The following is an 18,635-nucleotide window of genomic DNA, read 5'->3' as shown; positions in this document are numbered from 1 at the left end:
TATACAGGGGCAGAATGATCCAATAAAGTGGCGCCACAAAACAAGAGGGCGGCGCCAAGCCAGCCCTCAGGAGACAAGCCATGAGACTCATACAGTTCATCGACGCCCAGGGTGCGCGCCGCGTCGGCCTGCTTGCCGGCGACAGCGGCAGCGACGCCGGCAGGGTCGACATCGTGCGCAACGCCGCGTCGACCAGGCAGATCGCACTGGCTGCGATTGCCGCCGGCCATGGCCTGGAAGAGCAGGTGATGGTGCTGGGGCTACAAGGCAGCGCTTCCTATGAGGCCATCCTGGCCGAGTCCCGCATCCTGGTACCGCTCGATCACGAGGAAGACCCGGCCCATTGCCTGGTGAGCGGCACCGGCCTCACCCACCTCGGCAGCGCATCGCTGCGGGATGCGATGCACCAGGACCAGGTGCCGATGGAGTCGATGACGGACTCGATGCGGGTGTTCCGCTGGGGTCTCGAAGGCGGGCGCCCGGTGCCGGGCAAGGTCGGCGTGCAGTCGGAATGGTTCTACAAGGGCGATGGCAGCATCCTGGTGCATCCGGGGCGGGATATCCCGGTGCCGGCCTTTGCCGAGGATGCCGGCGAGGAGCCGGAGCTGACCGGTTTGTATGTGATCGGCCCGGACCGCAAGCCCTACCGGTTGGGCTATGCCATCGGCAACGAGTTCTCCGACCACATCATGGAGCGCCGCAGCTATCTCTACCTTGCCCATTCCAAGCTGCGCTATTGCGCCTTCGGCCCGGAACTGCGCGTCGGCGCGCTGCCCTCCGCGCTCTCGGGCTTTTCCCGCATCCTGCGCGATGGCGAGGTGTTCTGGGAAAAGCGCTTCCGCACCGGCCCGGACAACATGAGCTACACCATCGAGAACCTGGAATACCACCACTTCAAGTATGCCCAGTTCCTGCGGCCGGGCGACGTGCATGTCCACTTCTTCGGCTCGGCCACCGCATCGTTTTCGGATGGCGTGGCAACCCGCGAAGGCGACATCTTCGAGATCAGCCTGCCCGGCTTCGGCGCGCCGCTGCGCAACGGCATCGCGCGGGTGGATGCCAGCTACCTCCCTGGCGACACCCGGCAACTCTGATACCTGAAAACAAAGCGGCGCAGCCGCATGGAGACTAGCAATGGATTACCAGTTCGACTTCAGTTTTCTCGCCACCAGCTGGGGCGACATCCTGGCCGGCGTCTGGCTGACGATACGGATGTCGGTGCTGAGCATCGCGCTGGGCTTCGCCGCCGGCGCCGCATTCGCCGTTACCCGCGTCTATGGCCGGCCCTGGGCGCGCAGGACGGTTGCCTGGTATGTCGACCTGATACGCAATACGCCGCTGGTGATCCAGGCCTTCTGGCTGTTCTTCGGCCTTGCGGCCCTGCATATCCGGGTGCCGGCGCTGACCGCGGCCGTGTTCGCGCTAGTCATCAATGTGGCCGCCTATACGACGGAGATCATCCGCGCCGGCATCGAGTCCATCCCCAAGGGACAGCTGGAAGCGGCCGAATGCCTGGGCCTGAAGCGCTGGCGCGTTATCTGGCACGTGATCCTGCCGCAAGCTGTGGAAAAGATGTATCCGTCCCTGATCAGCCAGTTCGTGCTGATGATGCTGGCCACGTCCATCATGTCGCAGATCTCGGCCGAGGAACTGACCGCGATTGGCTACCGCATCCAGTCCGAGACCTTCCGCGGCTTTGAAATCTATATCGTCATCGCCGTGGTCTACCTGGTGCTGTCATGGCTGCTGCGGCTGATCATGGAGCAGGGCGCACGCCTCGCGTTTCCGCGCCGCCGCCGTCTTTCCGGTCAAGAATAAGGAGCCCACGCCATGCAAGGCATCACCATCGATCATCTGCTGTTCATCTTCAAGGGCGCGGGCTGGACCATCGTGCTCTCCGCGCTGGGTTTCATCGGCGGCGCGCTGCTGGGCCTGCCGGTGGCGCTGGCGCGCAGCAGCCGCAATCCATGGCTTGCCCGCGGCACCGGCTTCTTCGTGCAGCTGGTGCAGGGCATACCGCTGCCGGTGATCATGTTCGTGGTCTATTTCGGCATCAGCATCGCCGGCTTCGACCTGCCGGCGCTGGTGGCCGCGGGCCTGGCGCTGACTGCCTATGCCGGCGCCTACCTCGGCGAGATTTGGAAGGGCTGCATCCAGGCCGTGCCGCGCACGCAGTGGGAAGCGGCGCAATGCCTGGCGCTGACGCCGGCGCAGACCGCGTTCCACGTGATCCTGCCGCAGGCCGGCCGCATCGCGATTCCGCCCACCGTGGGCTTTCTGGTGCAGATCGTGAAGAACTCCTCGTACGCGGTGGTGATCGGCTTCTTCGACCTGACCTATTCCTCCCGGGTGGTCAACAACTCCACCTTCGAGCCCTTCATCGTGTTCACCATCGCCGCACTGATCTATTTCGCGATGTGCTATCCGCTCTCGCGCCTGGCGGCGCGGTTGGAAAGCAAGTACCAGAAGCGCTGAGCACGGCCTACAACAAGTATCAAGCAACAGGCAACAGGAGACTTAATTGAACAGCATCGTCAGATTCGACAAGGTTCGCAAATCCTTCGGCAGCAACGAGATCCTGAAGGGCGTGAGCTTCGAGGTGGGCAGCGGACAGGTGGTGGCCCTGATCGGGCGCAGCGGCTCGGGCAAGAGCACGGCACTGCGCTGCATCAATGGCCTGGAAACCATCAACGGCGGCGAGCTGCACGTCTGCGGCAGGCCCATGCACCAGCCGGGCCTGGACCTGCAGTCGCTCCGGAAGGACGTCGGCATCGTCTTCCAGAGCTACAACCTGTTTCCGCACCTGACGGTGGAACAGAACGTCACCCTTGCGCCGCGCAAGGTAAACGGCATCGGCGCGTCCGAAGCCCAGGCTATCGCCGCCGACGTGCTGAGCAAGGTCGGGCTGCAGGACAAGATGCATGCCTATCCGGACCAGCTGTCCGGCGGCCAGCAGCAGCGCGTGGCGATTGCCCGCTCCCTGGCGATGAAGCCCAAGCTGATGCTGTTCGACGAAGTGACTTCGGCGCTGGACCCGGAACTGACCGGCGAGGTGCTGAAGGTGATCGAGAACCTGGCGGCTGACGGCATGACCATGGTGCTGGTCACCCATGAAATGGCATTCGCCCGCAACGTGGCCGACCAGATCCTGTTCATGCATCACGGCATCGTATGGGAAAGCGGCAACGGCGAGATGCTGAAGCAACCGGCCACGGCCGAGCTGAACCAGTTCGTCTGCAGCGGTCTCTGACGAAAAATGAAAACATTGCAACGGTCGAGAGGCCAATAACGAGGAGTGAGAACATGAAGAACCGCCGTTTCGTACTGGGCAGCCTGCTGGCTGTCACCCTGCTGGGCAGCGCATCGATGAGCTTTGCCGACACCCTTGACACCATCAAGCAGCGCAAGAAGATCCTGGTTGCCGTCGATATCGGCGCGCCGCCGTTCGGCATGCTCGATGCCCAGGCCAGGCAGAGCGGCTCCGATATCGAGTCCGCGCAACTGCTGGCCAAGGACCTGGGCGTGGAGCTGGAAGTGGTGCCGGTGTCAGGCCCGAACCGCGTGCCTTTCCTGCTGACCAAGAAGGCCGACGTGGTGATGGCCTCGTTCTCGATTACCGACGAGCGCAAGAAGGTGATCGACTTCTCGGCCCCGTATGCGGTGCTGCAGGTGGTCGTGGGCGGTCCGTCCAAGCAGAAGCTGGCCAGCTTCGCCGACCTGTCCGGCAAGACCATCGCGGTTACCCGCGGCACCACCAGCGACCAGGAGCTGACGCGCGGCGTGAAGGACGTCGCGAACGTCAACATCGTGCGCTATGAAGATGACGCCACCACCAACACGGCGGTGGCCACCGGCCAGCAGGACTACATCGCCGCGGCGATGAGCGTGATCCCGCAGGTGAAGAAGGCCAACCCCTCGCGCGATGTCGAGGCAAAATTCTCGATGAAGGGCTTCCCGCTCGGCATCGGCCTGCGCAAGAACGAGCCCGAGCTGAAGGCCTACCTGGACGGCTGGGTGCGCACCAATGTGCAGAACGGCAAGCTCAACGATATCTACAAGAAGTACTTTGGCGTGTCCCTGCCGGGCGACATGCTGAACTGAACCAGACCACCAAGGAATACCCGACATGCCAGTCACAGATGAAACCATGACACCCGCCGCCAGTGCGCCGGCGCAGGCAATCCGCCTGCACAGGGACGATGACGTCGTCATCGCCCGCAACCAGTTGGTAGGAGGCGCCATGCTGGCGGGCGAGGGCGTGCGGGTATCCGGCCTGATCCCCGCCGGCCACAAGGTCGCGGTGCGCGCGATCGAGGCAGGCCAGCCGGTCAGGCGCTACGGCCAGATCATCGGCTTTGCCAGCCGCGCCATCCAGGCCGGCGAGCATGTGCATACCCATAATCTTGCGATGGGCGACTTCAGCCGCGACTACGCCTTCGCCGCGGATGCGAAACCCACCGAGGCCGCGGCCAGCCCGGCCACCTTCGATGGCATCGTGCGTGCCGACGGCCGGGTGGCTACCCGCAACTACATCGGCATCCTGACCTCGGTCAACTGCTCGGCAACCGTGGCGCGCGCCATTGCCGACCGCTTCCGCCGCGATATCTTCCCCGAAGCGCTGGCCGACTATCCCAATGTCGACGGGGTGGTGGCGCTGACCCATGGCGTGGGATGCGCTGTCGACCCGGAAGGCGAAGGCCTAGCGCTGCTGCAGCGCACCCTGGGCGGCTACGCGGCCCATCCCAACTTCGCCGGCGTGCTGGTGATCGGCCTGGGCTGCGAGACCAACCAGATCTCGCGGCTGATGGAGACGCAGGGGCTGGTGGAAGCCGATTTCCTGCGCACCTTCAACATCCAGGAAACCGGCGGCACCGCGAAGACGATCGCCCATGGCGTCGAACTGGTGCATGCGATGCTGGCCGAGGCCAACAAGGTGCAGCGCCAGCCGGTGCCGGCCAGCCATCTCGTCGTCGGACTGCAGTGCGGCGGATCGGACGGCTACTCCGGCATCTCGGCCAACCCGGCGCTGGGCGCGGCGGTGGACCTGCTGGTGGCGCATGGCGGCACGGCCATCCTGTCGGAGACGCCGGAGATCTATGGCGCCGAGCATCTGCTGACGCGGCGCGCAGTGAGCCCCGAGGTTGGACAGAAGCTGGTCGACCGCATCCGCTGGTGGGAGAGCTATTGCGAGCGCAACAACGCGGCAATGAACAACAATCCATCGGCCGGCAACAAGGCCGGCGGCCTCACCACCGTGCTGGAAAAGTCGCTGGGCGGCATTGCCAAGGCCGGCAATACCAACCTGGTGGATGTCTATGAATATGCGCAGCATGTGTCGGCCAGAGGGCTGGTCTTCATGGATACGCCAGGCTACGACCCGATCTCGGCCACCGGCCAGGTGGCAGGCGGCGCCAACCTGATCTGCTTCACCACCGGCCGCGGCTCCGCCTATGGCTGCGCGCCGGCGCCGTCGCTGAAGATCGCCACCAACAATGTGTTGTGGGACCGGCAGCAGGAAGACATGGACCTGAACTGCGGCACCATCCTCACCGGCGAGGCAAGCATTGCCGAGAAGGGGGAGGAGCTGTTCCGGCTGATGCTCGACACCGCGTCCGGCAAGCGCAGCTGCAGCGAGCTGCATGGTTATGGCCAGAACGAGTTCGTGCCCTGGCAGATCGGCGCGATTACCTGAGCACTGACCCGACTTTGCAACATCGACAAGGAAAGCACAGCATGAGCAATGCAACTGAACGGAACGTCTATCGCGGCGTATTCCCGGTGGCTCCCACCATCTTCAATGCGGACGGCAGCCTGGACCTGGACGGCCAGCGCCGTTGCCTGGACTTCATGATCGACGCCGGCTCCAACGGCATCTGCATCCTGGCCAACTTCTCGGAACAGTTCGTGCTGAGCGACGAGGAGCGCATGGTGCTGATGCATGTGGCGCTGGAGCATGTGGCCGGACGCGTGCCCGTCATCGTCACCACCAGCCACTTCAGTTCCCGCATCTGCGCCGAACGCAGCCGCGCCGCGCAGGATGCGGGCGCGGCGATGGTGATGGTGATGCCGCCCTACCACGGCGCCACCTTCCGCGTGGCCGAGCGCGGCATCCATGAATTCTTCCAGGTCGTGTCGGATGCCATCGATATCCCGGTCATGATCCAGGATGCGCCGGTGAGCGGCACCGTGCTGTCCGCGCCTTTCCTGGCGCGCATGGCGAAGGAAATCGGGAACGTATCCTACTTCAAGATCGAAGTGCCGCAGGCGGCCGCCAAGCTGCGCGAACTGATTTCGCTGGGCGGCGACACTATCGTCGGTCCGTGGGATGGCGAGGAAGCCATCACCCTGATGGCCGACCTCGACGCCGGCGCCACCGGCGCGATGACAGGCGGCGGCTTCCCGGATGGCATACGGCAGATCATGGATGCCTACGCCGCCGGCGACACGGAACTGTCTGCACAGAATTACGAGCGCTGGCTGCCATTGATTAACTATGAAAACCGGCAGGGCGGCCTGGCGTCGGCCAAGGTGCTGATGAAGGAGGGCGGCGTGATCAGCTCCGACGCTGTGCGGCATCCGCTGCCACAGATGCATCCGGCGACGAGGGAAGGGCTGCTCAGAGTCGCGCGCCGCCTGGACCCGCTGGTATTGCGCTGGGGACGCTAGACGGCTTCGGGCAGTCCCTCCCGCTCGAACGGGCGGGGCGGTGCAGTCCTGATTGCAGCGGAAGGCCATCCCCGCATGCGCCTCTCCAACGCGATTCTGATGTTGATCAGCACCGATCAAGTCGCCAGCGCATTCAGGTCGGGTCAGATCGGTTACGATAGCGGCCTGCCTCGTAACCAAGATTGCCAAAGTGACCCATTTCCCCGCTGAAAACGTCAACGTTGTTTCGTTTGACAACATGCCAACGCCCGACGCGCTGCATGCCACGCTGCCGCTGACCGACAAGGCCGGCGCCTCGGTGATGCGCGGCAGGCAGAATGTCCGCAATATCCTCGACCGGAAGGATCCGCGCCTTTTCGCGGTGGTCGGTCCCTGTTCCATCCATGACCCGAAAGCCGGCATGGAATACGCGCTGCGCCTCAAGGCGCTGCAGGAAAAGGTGTCGGACACGATGCTGCTGATCATGCGCGTCTACTTCGAAAAACCCCGCACGACCACGGGCTGGAAGGGCTACATCAACGACCCCGATATGGACGACTCCTTCCATATCGCCCGTGGCATGGAGAATGCGCGGCGTTTCCTGCTCGATGTCTGCGAACTCGGCCTGCCCACCGCCACCGAAGCGCTGGACCCGATCTCGCCGCAATATCTGGGCGACCTCATCACCTGGACGGCGGTTGGCGCGAGGACCACGGAATCGCAGACCCACAGGGAAATGTCGTCCGGCCTTTCCACGCCGGTCGGCTTCAAGAATGGCACCGACGGCGACATCGGCATTGCGATCAACGCGATCCTGTCGGCCTCGCATCCGCATTCCTTCCTGGGCATCAACGGCCAGGGCACCGTGGCCATCGTCCGCACCAGCGGCAATGCCTACGGCCATGTGGTGCTGCGCGGCGGCGACGGCCGACCGAACTACGACACGGTATCGGTAACGCTTGCCGAGCAGGCCCTGAAGAAGGCCGGTCTGCCCGCCAACATCGTCGTCGACTGCTCGCATGCGAACAGCTTCAAGAACGCGGAGCTGCAGCCGCTGGTGATGACCGACATCGTTCACCAGATCAGGCTGGGCAACCAGTCCATCGTCGGCGTGATGATCGAGTCCAACCTGGTCGGCGGCAAGCAGTCCATCCCGGCCGATCTCTCCAAGCTGGTCTATGGCTGCTCCGTCACCGACGCCTGCGTGGGCTGGGAGACGACGGAGAAGATGATACTGGAAGGCCACGAACTGCTGCGCGGCGTGCTCGAAACCCGCCGTCAGGCGCAGTCCTGAACCGGCAAGCGCAGCGGCATGAGCGCGCAGCGGAGACGCTGCATGTCTCCGCCGCGGAATGCCGGTCGCGGTATCGCGTTTCCTACTCCTTCACCGCACCCGTCATGCCCGACACGTAGTACTCGACGAAGAAGGAATACACCACTGCCACCGGCAGCGAGCCGAGCAGCGCGCCGGCCATCAGCGCGCCCCAGTGGTAGACATCGCCCTCGATCAGCTCGGTGACGACGCCGACCGGCACGGTCTTGATTTCCGACGAGGAAACGAAGGTCAGCGCATAGATGAACTCGTTCCATGACAGCGTAAATGCAAAGATGCCGGCGGAGATCAGCCCGGGCACGGCCAGCGGCAGGATGATCTTCACAAGGATCTGCCAGCGGGTAGCGCCATCGATCAGTGCGCACTCTTCCAGCTCATACGGAATCGAGCGGAAATAGCCCATCAGCAGCCAGGTGCAGAACGGGATCAGGAAGGTCGGATAAGTCAGGATCAGCGCCCAGCGGGTATCGAACAGGCCCAGCTTGAACACGATGGCGGCCAGCGGAATGAAGAGGATGGAAGGCGGTATCAGGTAGGCCAGGAAAATGCCAAGGCCGACTTGTTTGGCGCCCTGGAAGCGCAGCCGCTCGATCGCATAGGCGGCGAACACGCTCGCCGCCAGCGAGGTGAACGTGGCGACGGTCGATACCAACACAGTGTTCCACATCCATTCCGGATAGGGCGTGTTGAAGATCAGCTTCTTGAAATGCGCTAACGTGGGCGCCACGATCCAGAACGGATTACCGGACTGCGACAGCAGCTCCGCGTCCGGCTTGAAGGCAGTGATTGCCATCCAGTAGAACGGAAACAGCAGCACGAACACGAACAGCAGCAGGGGAATGTAGACGGTCACCCAGCGCCGCGGCAGCGACTGCAGATAATCCATGCCTTGCGTCTCTGCCTTGTTCGACCGGGCCGCCTTGCCCGTTTGGGTCACGGTGCTTGCAGTATGCGCGGTGCTCATTTATCACCTCCCTGTTGCCAGCCCCGGCGTTGCAGGCCGAAATACGAAAACATGATCGCCGCCAGCAGGAACGGAATCATCATGGTGGCCAGCGCCGCGCCTTCGCCGAGCGAGCCGCCCGGAATCGCGCGCTGGAATGACAGCGTGGCCATCAGGTGCGTGGCATTCAGCGGTCCGCCGCGGGTCAGCACGTAGATCAGCTGGAAATCGGTGAAGGTGAACAGCACCGAGAAGGTCATTACCACCGCGATGATCGGCGTCAGCAGCGGCAGGGTGATGAAGCGAAACTGCTGCCAGGGCGTGGCGCCGTCGATCGCCGCGGCTTCATACAGCGAGGGCGAAATGGTTTGCAGTCCGGCCAGCAGGGAAATCGCCACGAAGGGCACGCCGCGCCAGACATTGGCGGCAACGGTGGAAAGCCGCGCATTCCACGGGTCGCCAAGAAAGTCGATGTAGCGATGTATCAGCCCCATCTTGGTCAGAACCCAGCTGATCACCGAGAATTGCGCATCGTACAGCCACCAGAAAGCCAATGCCGACAGCGCGGTCGGCACGATCCACGGCAGCAGCACCACGGCGCGGAAGAAGGACTTGAACGGCAGGTTCTTGTTCAGCAGCAGCGCCAGCCACAGTCCGAGCGCGAACTTCAGCACGCTGGCCAGCACGGTGTAGAACACGGTGTTGAACAGCGACAGCTGTGCCAGCGAGTCGCCGATCAAATAAGCGTAATTGGCCAGCCCGATGAACTTGCCGCTGCCGCCGATCTTGGTATCGGTAAAACCCAGCCACACGCCCAGGCCCAGCGGATAGGTCAGGAAAACCAGCAGCAGCACGGCGGTCGGCAGCATGAACAGCAGGCCGAGCGAATTGCGGTTGTTGAAGAAGCGAGAAAGCATGATGTCGTCCCGTAGCGAAGCCGCGCGCGCTGCGCGGTGAAGCGCCCCCGGCGAGGCCGGGAGCGCGATGGTGACGTGGCTTACACCTTGTAGTAGCGCTCCGCGCGGGTCTGCGCGCGGGCGGCGGCTTCCTTGGGCGACTTCGAGCCGCTGGCCGCTTCCGCCACCATGTCCAGCACGATGTAGTCGGCCATGGCGGCGGCCGACGCCAGGCCCAGCGGGCCCGAGTAGCCGTTGTCGAGCATGATGCTGCCGCCGTCGCGATACACGGTGTGCTTCGGGTCCTCGGTCCAGATCGGGTTGGCCTCGTACGCCTTCAGCGGCTGGCTGACATAGCCGATGGCGGCTTTCATCCAGGGGTTGTACTGGTCTGCCTCCATCATGAACTGCATGTAGGCCTTGGCCGCATTCGGATACTTCGAATACTTGAACTGCATCATCTGGGTGATCTGCATCAGCTCGGTCGGCTTGCCCACCGGCCCGATCGGGAAGCGGGCATGCTGGATATCCTTGGACATTTCCTGCAGCTTCGGGTCCGGCGAATTCTTGGCCGCGTAATACACCGATATGCCGTTTGCGGTGAGACTGACCTGGCCGTCGAGGAACGCCTTGTTGTTGGACGGGTCCTGCCATGACAGCGTGCCCGGCACGAAGGTTTCATACAGTTGCTTGGCGTATTCCAGTGACGCAATCGTTTCAGGCGAATTGATCACCACATTGCCCTTGTCGTCCACCATCTTGCCGCCGTGCGACCACATCAGCCAGTGCGCCCAGTTGTTGCCGTCGCCGACCGCCTTGCCCAGCGCAAAGCCGCATGGCGTGTTCTTGGCCTTCAGCGCCTGGCACAGCTTCAGGAAGCCGGCGGTGTCCTTCGGGATCGCATCGAAGCCGGCTGCCTTCACGTGGCTTTCCCGGTACACCAGCGCATTGCCGACGATGCCCAGCGGCATGCCTATCCATTTGCCGTCGCGCATGCCGTAGCGCTTGCAGACGTCGTACCAGCCGCCGTACTTGCCGCCGAGGTAGTCGGCGAGGTCGGTCAGGTCGTTGAGCTTGTCCGGGTACTGGTGCGGGTCGTCGAACCAGCCGATGATGATGTCCGGCCCGCTGCCCACATTGGCCGCCACCGCCGCCTTCGGGCGCACGTCTTCCCAGCCTTCATTGTCGACCCGTACCTCGATGCCGGTCAGCTGCGTGAATTTCTTGGTGTTGGCAAGCCACATGTCCTCGTCGCCCTGCACGAAGCGCTTCCAGCGCAGCACCCGCAGCTTGGCGCCGCTTTCAGGCTTGTAGCGCAGGCCGGCCGGGGCCTGGGCCTGGGCGAAAGCCTGTGGCGCAATCGCTGAAGCCGCGGCCAGCGCTGCGCCGGTTGCCAGAAAATCCCGTCTTGTAAATCGTTTCATGTCTCCTGCTCCTCTTGGTTAGCGGATTGATCCGATACAAATACAGATATGCTTGCCGCGGTGCGCCGCGGTTCTTTCTTATTGCAGGGGGCGGGCCAGGGTGCTGCCGGTTTCCGCGTCGAACAGATGGGTATGCGCATGGTCCGGCATCAGGCGTATCGCTTCGCCGGGGCGGAAATCATGGCGCTCGCGGAAGATCGCGTTGATCTCGGTATCGCAGAAACGCGAATAGACCTCGGTATTGGCCCCGGTCGGCTCCACCACGGCAACGCTGCAGGCCAGCGCGCCGCCATTGCCCAGCGACAGATGTTCCGGCCGCACGCCATAAATGACCCTTTGCCCCTCCGTGCCGCCGGCGCGGGCCGGCGCCGGCATGCGCGAGCCGTCGGCGAATTCGACCAGCAGGTCGTCGCCCTGGCGCCGCAGCGTGCCGGGAATGAAGTTCATCGCCGGCGAGCCGATGAAGCCGGCCACGAACAGGTTGGCGGGGTGGTCGTACAGTTCGAGCGGGCGGCCGCGCTGCTCGACCCGGCCGTCGCGCATGACGACGATCTGGTCCGCCATGGTCATGGCCTCGATCTGGTCGTGGGTCACGTACACCGACGTGGTCTTCAGGCGCTGATGCAGCTCCTTGATCTCGGCGCGCATCTGCACCCGCAGCTTGGCGTCGAGATTGGACAGCGGCTCATCGAACAGGAATACCTGGGGGTTGCGCACGATCGCGCGGCCCATCGCGACCCGCTGGCGCTGGCCGCCGGAAAGCTGGCGCGGGTAGCGGTCGAGCAGATCGCGCAGCCCGAGAATATCCGCGGCCCGGGTCACACGCTCCGAAATCTCCTGCTTGCCGACCTTGGCCAGCATCAGCGAGAACGCCATATTGTCCCGCACTGTCATGTGCGGATAGAGCGCGTAGTTCTGGAACACCATCGCAATGTCCCGCTCCTTGGGCTGGACATTGTTGACCACGCGGCCGTCGATGGCGATCTCGCCATCGGTGATCTCCTCCAGGCCGGCCAGCATGCGCAGCAGCGTGGACTTGCCGCAGCCGCTGGGCCCGACCAGTACCGCGAACTGGCCATCCTCGATCTCGATGTCCACGCCGCGTATCACCTGCGTGCTGCCGAATGCCTTCTGTATTCCCCGTATCTGTACCGATGCCATGCCTGTCTCCTGCCTGGTTATGACGCGCTTAGTTTGTGTTGCTGCCGGCCCGGCCTTCCACCACCACGTAGGCTGGCCGTCCGCGCTGCATCCAGTCGACCAGGTTCTGCGCGGCCTTGCGCCGTAATTCCTTTTCCGCCACGGTGGAATAGAAGGCGGCATGCGGCGTGAGCAGCACACGCGGATGCTGCACGATGGCGGCGTCGTATTCGGGCGGCTCGACCGGCAGCACATCCAGCGCCGCGCCATCGAGCGTGCCGGCATCGAGCGCGGCGGTGAGATCGTCGAGCCGGATCAGCCCGCCGCGCGCGGTATTGACCAGCACGCTGCCGGGCTTCATCCGGCCCAGCAGGGAGGCGTCCACCATGTTGCGGGTTTCGTCGTTCAGCGGCACATGCAGCGACAGCGCATTGGACTGTTCGAACAGCTCTTCCCGGCTGACCCGCTCAACGTAGGCCGGGAAGTCGCCGTCGATGATGTAGGGGTCGCAGGCGATCACCCGCCTGAAGCTGTTGCGGCCGATATGGGCCATGCGCTTGCCGATACGGCCCAGGCCCAGTATGCCCAGCGTCATGTCGGAGACCCGCTCCATGCGGCCGGCGCTGCCGAAGTTCCATGTGGCGTTGCGGATGTCGCGGTCATACCAGGGCAGGTGTCGCAGCAATGCCAGCGTCATGGCCAGCGCATGGGTGGCCACTTCGCCAACGCCATAGTCCGGCGAGTTCGCTACCCAGACGCCATGCTCCCTGGCATCGGCGGTGTTGATGGTGTCGAAGCCGGCGCCGTAGCGGCTGACGATGCGGATCTGTGGGCAGGCCGCGAACACCTTGGCCGCGACCGGCGCGTATTGCACCAGCAGGCCGTCGCAGCCCTGCGCGGCATCGATCACATCGTCCTGCGTGCGGCATTGCGCGGTGACCACCTCGATGCCGGCGGCCTGGTACAGCGCCTGTTCCAGCGCGACGTCGGGAAAGTCGTAGTCGGTGATGAGTACCTTCATGTCGGCCCTTGTCTTCAGTGATTGTCCTTGGGGATGCCGGCGCCGCTCTTGCCGACCAGGAAGTCCATGTCGGCGCCGAGGTTGGCCTGCTGCACATGCTCGACATACAGCTTGGTCCAGCCGCGTGTGGCCGGCGCCGGTGGCGGCTGCCAGTCGGCGCGGCGGCGCGCCAGTTCCTCGTCCGACACATGCAGGTGCAGGCGACGCGCCTCCACGTCGAGTTCCACCATGTCGCCGTCGCGCACCAGCGCCAGCGGCCCGCCGGCCGCGGCCTCGGGCGCGACATGCAGCACCACGGTGCCGTAGGCGGTGCCGCTCATGCGCGCGTCCGATACCCTGACCATGTCGGTGATGCCCTTGCGCAGCACCTTGGGCGGCAGCGGCATGTTGCCGGCCTCGGCCATGCCGGGATAGCCGCGCGGCCCGCAGTTCTTCAGCACCAGCACGCAGTTCTCGTCCACGTCGAGGCTCTCGTCGTCGAGCCGCTTGTGCATGTGCTCGCTGTCCTCGAACACCACCGCGCGGCCGGTATGCTTGAGCAGCGCCGGCGTGGCTGCGGACGGCTTGATCACCGCGCCGTCCGGGCAGAGATTGCCGCGCAGGACGGCAATACCGGCCGCTTCCTTGAATGGCGCGTCGAACGAGCGGATCACTTCCCGGTTCCAGTTGGGCGCATCCTTGCTGTTGTCCCACAGCGTCCTGCCATTGGCGGTGAGCGTGTTGCGGTCGATCACGGATTCGAGTTCGCGGATCACTGCCGGCAGGCCGCCGGCGTAATAGAAATCTTCCATCAAATGGCGGCCAGACGGCTGCAGGTCGAGCAGGCAGGGAAGGCGGTGGCCCAGCTCATCCCAGTCAGCCAGCTTCAGCTCAATGCCGATGCGCCCGGCGATGGCCAGCAGATGGATCACCGCATTGGTGGAGCCGCCTATGGCCGCGTTGACCCGGATCGCATTCTCGAAGGCCTGGCGGGTCAGGATCTTCGACATCACCAGGTCTTCCTTGACCATGTCGACGATGCGCCGGCCCGACTGGCGCGCCAGCACATTGCGGCGCGCATCCACCGCCGGGATCGCCGCATTGCCCGGCAGGCTCATGCCCAGGGCCTCGACCATGCTGGCCATGGTGGAAGCCGTGCCCATGGTCATGCAGTGGCCGTGGGAGCGGTGCATGCAGCTCTCGGCATCGAAGAATTCTTCCTGCGTCATGCGCCCAGCGCGCACTTCCTCCGACATCTGCCACACGCCGGTGCCCGAGCCCAGTTCGCCGCCGCGGTAGCGGCCATTGAGCATCGGGCCGCCCGATACGCCGATGGTGGGCAGGTCGCACGAGGCCGCGCCCATCAGCAGCGCCGGCGTGGTCTTGTCGCAGCCCATCAGCAGCACGACGCCATCGAGCGGATTGCCGCGTATCGATTCCTCGACATCCATGCTGGCCAGATTGCGAAACAGCATGGCGGTCGGGCGCATCAGGGTTTCGCCGGTGGACATCACCGGAAACTCCAGCGGGAAGCCGCCCGCTTCCCAGACGCCGATCTTGACCTGCTCTGCCAGGGTGCGGAAATGGGAATTGCACGGCGTCAGCTCGGAATAGGTATTGCAGATGCCGATCACTGGCCGGCCGTCGAACTGGTCATGCGGAATGCCGCGGTTCTTCAGCCATGAACGGTAGATGAACCCGTCCCGGTCCTGCCTGCCGAACCAGGCCTGGCTGCGTCGCAGCGGCTTGTTTGCATCGCTCATCCTGTCTCCTGTTGTGCTTTTAGTGCGTTGGAGCGCGGCGCCATCCAGTGGCATCGGCCGCGCCGGCTGCGGGGTGCCCGCCTGCCTACATCGTCGGCCCGAGGATCCACGGCGCGAATTCATCTTCGCCGAAGCCGTGCTCCTCGCTCATCGTGCGGCTGCCCGAAGCCACCTCGATGATGCGGCGAAAGATTTGTGCGCCGGCTTCCTGCACCGACAGCGTGCCGTCGAGTATCGCGCCGCAGTTGATGTCCATGTCCTCGCTCATGCGGCGGTACATCATGCTGTTGGTGGCCAGCTTCAGCGATGGCGCCGGCTTGCAGCCGTAGACGGAGCCGCGCCCGGTGGTGAAGCAGATCACATTGGCGCCGCCGGCCACCTGGCCGGTGGCCGATACCGGGTCATAGCCCGGCGTGTCCATGAAGACCAGGCCATGGGCCGTGACAGGCTGCGCATATTCGACGACGTCGGCCAGGTTGCTGGCGCCGGCCTTGGCAACGGCACCCAAGGATTTTTCCAGGATGGTGGTGAGGCCGCCGGCCTTGTTGCCGGGCGACGGATTGTTGTTCATCTCGCCGCCCAGGCGCTGCGTATAGTCTTCCCACCAGCGAATGCGTGCCAGCAGCTTCTCACCTACCTCGGGCGACACGGCGCGCCGCGTCAACAGGTGTTCCGCGCCATAGATCTCGGGCGTCTCCGACAGGATGGCCGTGCCGCCATGCGCCACCAGCAGGTCCATCGCCGCGCCCAGCGCCGGGTTGGCGGTGATGCCGGAATAGCCGTCCGATCCGCCGCATTGCAGGCCCACCCGGATATGGCTTACAGGCACCGCCTCGCGGCGCACCGCGTTAGCCTTCGGCAGCAGCTCGCGCACCAGCGCAATGCCGCGTTCGATCGTGCTGCGTGTGCCGCCCAGTTCCTGGATCGTCATTGCACGCAGCCGGTCGGACTCGGCCAGGTTCTCCGCGCCCAGCAAGGCGCTGACCTGGTTCGATTCACAGCCCAGTCCGATGAACAGCACAGCGGCGAAGTTGGGATGGCGCAGATAGCCGGCCGTCACCCTGCGCAGCAAGTCCACTGCCTCGCCCTGCGAGGCCATGCCGCAGCCCGATTTGTGCGTGATGGCGACCACGCCATCCACATTGGGATAATCGCGCAGGGCATCGCCGCGAAAGGCCTCCGCGATCTGGCGGCACACGGTGGCTGAACAGTTGACGCTGCTGATGACGCCGATGTAGTTGCGGGTGGCGACCTGGCCATCGGCCCGCACGATGCCATTGAAGGTCAGCGTCTCGCTGGCCGGCTGCTGCGGCTTGGCGTCGGCGCAGAAGGCATGGTCTCGTTCGAACTCGCGCATGGCAAGGTTGTGCAGATGCACATGTTCGCCGGCCCGGATGTCGCGGGTGGCAAAGCCGATGATCTGGTTATAGCGCCGCACGGGCGAGCCCGCGGCGATATCGCGCGCCGCTGCCTTGTGCCCGGCCGGTATGCTGGCGCTGGCCGCGCCCGCCGCGCCGGGCAGTGCGGTGCCCGCGGCAATATCGCGGGTGGCAATCAGCACATCGTCGTCGGGGCCAAGCCGCAGAAACGCCGGCAGGGCATCCTGCCTGGTGATGTCGTCAGGCGAAATGTAAGTCTCTTGTGCCACGGTGTCTCCTGTTTCTATTTTCGAATCAGACCGTTTGCAGCGCGGGCGGCTCGTTCGGCCACCTCTGGATTGACGTGAAGTCTATTGCAGAAAACGTAATGGGTAAAGTGGTATTACCAATGTTTTTGGCCGGGCTGGGTGCAGCATTTGCCTTGACAAGCAGCGCGGCTGCGTGAAATTATTGGTCATCTGGTAAGACCAGATTGGATGCCAATAACGTCACTACACCAGTTCCGCCATGGCCTCTCGCGCCTGACGGGCTGCATAAAAATTCCATCAAGAATGGAGGAGACCCATGAAACGTAGAACCCTGGTGAAGTCGGTGCTCGCGCTGGCTGCCGCAATGAGCGTGGGCGCGGCCCATGCCGCCTGGCCTGAACGGCCGATCACCCTGCTGGTGCCATGGGCGGCCGGCGGCGGCACCGATGCAACAGCGCGCATCGTCGGCGCGCTGATGGAAAAGGAGCTTGGCCAGCCGGTCAACGTGGTGAACCGCGCGGGCGGCAATGGCGTGGTCGGCCATCATGCGATATCGAGCGCGCCCCCGGACGGCTATACGCTGGGCATGATCACGGTCGAGATCTCGATGATGCATCATCAGGGACTGACCCAGCTGACGCCGCGCAACTTCACGCCTCTGGCCTTGATGAACGTGGACCCGGCCGCCATCACCGTCAGTGCGACATCTCCCTACAAGACCATGGATGACCTGGTCAAGGCAATCAAGGCCAATCCGGGCAAGCTCAAGGCATCCGGCACCGGGCAGGGCGGCATCTGGCATCTGGCGCTGGCCGGCATGCTCAAGGACATGAAGATGGATCCAACGGCCGTGCCTTTCGTGCCATCCAACGGCGCCGCACCGGCGATGCTGGACCTGGCGGCGGGCGGCATCGATATCGCGCCGGTGGCGCTGCCGGAAGCCCGCTCGCTGATCGATGCCGGCAAGGCGCGGCCGCTGGCCATCATGGCCAACGCGCCGGCCGCCCTGTATCCGCAGGTGCCCACGCTGAAAAGCGCCACCGGCAGTGACTGGACCATGGGCGTATGGCGTGGCATTGCGGGACCCAAGGGCCTGCCGGCGGAAGTGCAGACGCGCATGGAAACGGTGCTGAAGAAGATCAATGACAGCAAGGAGTTTCGCGATTTCATGGCCAATCGCGGCTTCGGCGTGGCTTACGCGGACGGTCCCGCTTTCGGCAAGTTCATGGACAAGGGCGACGCCGACATGGGCCAGACCCTGCAGGCGCTGGGCATGGCGAAATAGCCGCGTCGCCAGCCGACGCGTCATCGGGCGTCATGCCGGCGGCATTGCAGGCCGGCGTGGCGCCGCGTTTCCCTCACCAAGCGGAGCCCGCATCCATGAAGATCAACGACGTGTTGTCAGGCGCGCTGCTGGGCGCCTTCGGTATCGCGGTCCTGGCAGGCGCGCAGGGTTTTCCCGACATTCCCGGTCAGAAGATCGGCCCCAGGGTATTTCCCGAGCTGGTTGCCGCCGGCCTGCTCATCTGCGCCGTCCTTCTGGTCAGGCGCGGCCTGGGCACGCTGGCCAGCGAGGGATGGGTGCGCCTGCCCGACTGGCTGGGCCATCGCCGCGCCACGCTGGGATTCCTGCTGATCCCGGTTTCGCTCGCTTTCTATGTCGCGATGTCGGAGCAGCTGGGCTTCATTCCGACCGCCATGGCCATCTTGCTGGCGATGTTCCTGGCCTTTGGCGTGAAGTGGCGCAGCGCGCTGCTGGTGGCTCTGCCAGGCACGCTCATCATCCATTTTCTGTTCTACAAGTTGCTGAAGGTGCCGCTGCCCTGGGGCCTGCTCAGCCCTTATGCCTGGTAAGGAAAGGAAA

At 64.4% G+C, this 18,635-nt stretch carries 17 protein-coding genes; 10 read left to right on the top strand and 7 right to left on the bottom strand.

The annotated features are described in order from the left end of the window. Nucleotides 1-80: 80 nt before the first annotated feature. From araD1 to ABC383_RS24200, 8 genes are all read left to right on the top strand, one after another. Complete coding sequence (araD1, locus tag ABC383_RS24235; protein ID WP_413018004.1) at nucleotides 81-1,094, top strand: AraD1 family protein; 1,014 nt, start codon at nucleotides 81-83, stop codon at nucleotides 1,092-1,094. A 40-nt stretch (nucleotides 1,095-1,134) separates the two neighbouring features. Next, nucleotides 1,135-1,818 carry an amino acid ABC transporter permease gene (locus ABC383_RS24230; RefSeq protein WP_413018003.1) on the top strand — a complete coding sequence of 228 codons (684 nt, stop codon included), beginning with the start codon at nucleotides 1,135-1,137 and terminating at the stop codon, nucleotides 1,816-1,818. Nucleotides 1,819-1,830: 12 nt separating this feature from the next. After that, nucleotides 1,831-2,475, top strand: coding sequence for an amino acid ABC transporter permease (locus tag ABC383_RS24225; RefSeq protein WP_413018001.1), 645 nt, complete (start codon nucleotides 1,831-1,833; stop codon nucleotides 2,473-2,475). Between the two features lie 46 nt (nucleotides 2,476-2,521). Then, nucleotides 2,522-3,250 (top strand): amino acid ABC transporter ATP-binding protein, encoded by a 729-nt coding sequence (locus tag ABC383_RS24220; RefSeq protein ID WP_413017999.1) that lies wholly within the window; start codon nucleotides 2,522-2,524, stop codon nucleotides 3,248-3,250. A 53-nt stretch (nucleotides 3,251-3,303) separates the two neighbouring features. After that, complete coding sequence (locus ABC383_RS24215) at nucleotides 3,304-4,101, top strand: transporter substrate-binding domain-containing protein (RefSeq protein ID WP_413017998.1); 798 nt, start codon at nucleotides 3,304-3,306, stop codon at nucleotides 4,099-4,101. Nucleotides 4,102-4,126: 25 nt separating this feature from the next. Continuing rightward, nucleotides 4,127-5,692, top strand: a complete 1,566-nt coding sequence (locus tag ABC383_RS24210; RefSeq protein WP_413017996.1) for a UxaA family hydrolase — start codon at nucleotides 4,127-4,129, stop codon at nucleotides 5,690-5,692. A gap of 41 nt (nucleotides 5,693-5,733) precedes the next feature. Continuing rightward, nucleotides 5,734-6,666, top strand: coding sequence for a dihydrodipicolinate synthase family protein (locus ABC383_RS24205; protein WP_413017994.1), 933 nt, complete (start codon nucleotides 5,734-5,736; stop codon nucleotides 6,664-6,666). Between the two features lie 190 nt (nucleotides 6,667-6,856). After that, nucleotides 6,857-7,939 (top strand): 3-deoxy-7-phosphoheptulonate synthase, encoded by a 1,083-nt coding sequence (locus tag ABC383_RS24200; protein WP_413017992.1) that lies wholly within the window; start codon nucleotides 6,857-6,859, stop codon nucleotides 7,937-7,939. 82 nt (nucleotides 7,940-8,021) lie between these two features. Here ABC383_RS24200 and ABC383_RS24195 read toward each other — a convergent pair whose 3' ends face one another. The 7 genes from ABC383_RS24195 to ABC383_RS24165 all read right to left on the bottom strand — a co-directional run bounded on the left by ABC383_RS24195 (nucleotide 8,022) and on the right by ABC383_RS24165 (nucleotide 16,741). Beyond that, nucleotides 8,022-8,864, bottom strand: coding sequence for a carbohydrate ABC transporter permease (locus tag ABC383_RS24195; protein ID WP_413018486.1), 843 nt, complete (start codon nucleotides 8,862-8,864; stop codon nucleotides 8,022-8,024). Between the two features lie 74 nt (nucleotides 8,865-8,938). Continuing rightward, entirely contained in the window at nucleotides 8,939-9,838 is a 900-nt protein-coding gene (locus tag ABC383_RS24190) for a carbohydrate ABC transporter permease (RefSeq protein WP_413017990.1), read from the bottom strand. 80 nt (nucleotides 9,839-9,918) lie between these two features. Then, nucleotides 9,919-11,241 (bottom strand): ABC transporter substrate-binding protein, encoded by a 1,323-nt coding sequence (locus ABC383_RS24185; RefSeq protein ID WP_413017988.1) that lies wholly within the window; start codon nucleotides 11,239-11,241, stop codon nucleotides 9,919-9,921. A gap of 78 nt (nucleotides 11,242-11,319) precedes the next feature. Further along, the gene (locus tag ABC383_RS24180) at nucleotides 11,320-12,402 is read right to left on the bottom strand and encodes an ABC transporter ATP-binding protein (protein WP_413017987.1); all 1,083 of its coding nucleotides are present in this window, start codon (nucleotides 12,400-12,402) and stop codon (nucleotides 11,320-11,322) included. A 28-nt stretch (nucleotides 12,403-12,430) separates the two neighbouring features. After that, a complete protein-coding gene (locus ABC383_RS24175; RefSeq protein WP_413017985.1) occupies nucleotides 12,431-13,402 on the bottom strand; it encodes a C-terminal binding protein in 972 nt (323 codons plus the stop codon). 14 nt (nucleotides 13,403-13,416) lie between these two features. Further along, nucleotides 13,417-15,144 (bottom strand): IlvD/Edd family dehydratase, encoded by a 1,728-nt coding sequence (locus ABC383_RS24170; protein ID WP_413017983.1) that lies wholly within the window; start codon nucleotides 15,142-15,144, stop codon nucleotides 13,417-13,419. Nucleotides 15,145-15,229: 85 nt separating this feature from the next. Continuing rightward, nucleotides 15,230-16,741 carry a UxaA family hydrolase gene (locus ABC383_RS24165; protein ID WP_413018484.1) on the bottom strand — a complete coding sequence of 504 codons (1,512 nt, stop codon included), beginning with the start codon at nucleotides 16,739-16,741 and terminating at the stop codon, nucleotides 15,230-15,232. A gap of 346 nt (nucleotides 16,742-17,087) precedes the next feature. Between ABC383_RS24165 and ABC383_RS24160 the strand changes: the two genes are divergently transcribed. Both ABC383_RS24160 and ABC383_RS24155 read left to right on the top strand, forming a co-directional pair. Beyond that, on the top strand, nucleotides 17,088-18,056 hold the full coding sequence (locus tag ABC383_RS24160; RefSeq protein WP_413017981.1) for a Bug family tripartite tricarboxylate transporter substrate binding protein: 969 nt from the start codon (nucleotides 17,088-17,090) through the stop codon (nucleotides 18,054-18,056). 95 nt (nucleotides 18,057-18,151) lie between these two features. Further along, nucleotides 18,152-18,625 (top strand): tripartite tricarboxylate transporter TctB family protein, encoded by a 474-nt coding sequence (locus ABC383_RS24155; RefSeq protein WP_413017980.1) that lies wholly within the window; start codon nucleotides 18,152-18,154, stop codon nucleotides 18,623-18,625. The last annotated feature ends 10 nt before the right edge of the window (nucleotides 18,626-18,635 follow it).

The organism is Noviherbaspirillum phoenicis, from assembly GCF_047237965.1.
GTDB lineage: Bacteria > Pseudomonadota > Gammaproteobacteria > Burkholderiales > Burkholderiaceae_D > Noviherbaspirillum_A.
This window is presented reverse-complemented; position numbering and strand designations above follow the sequence as displayed.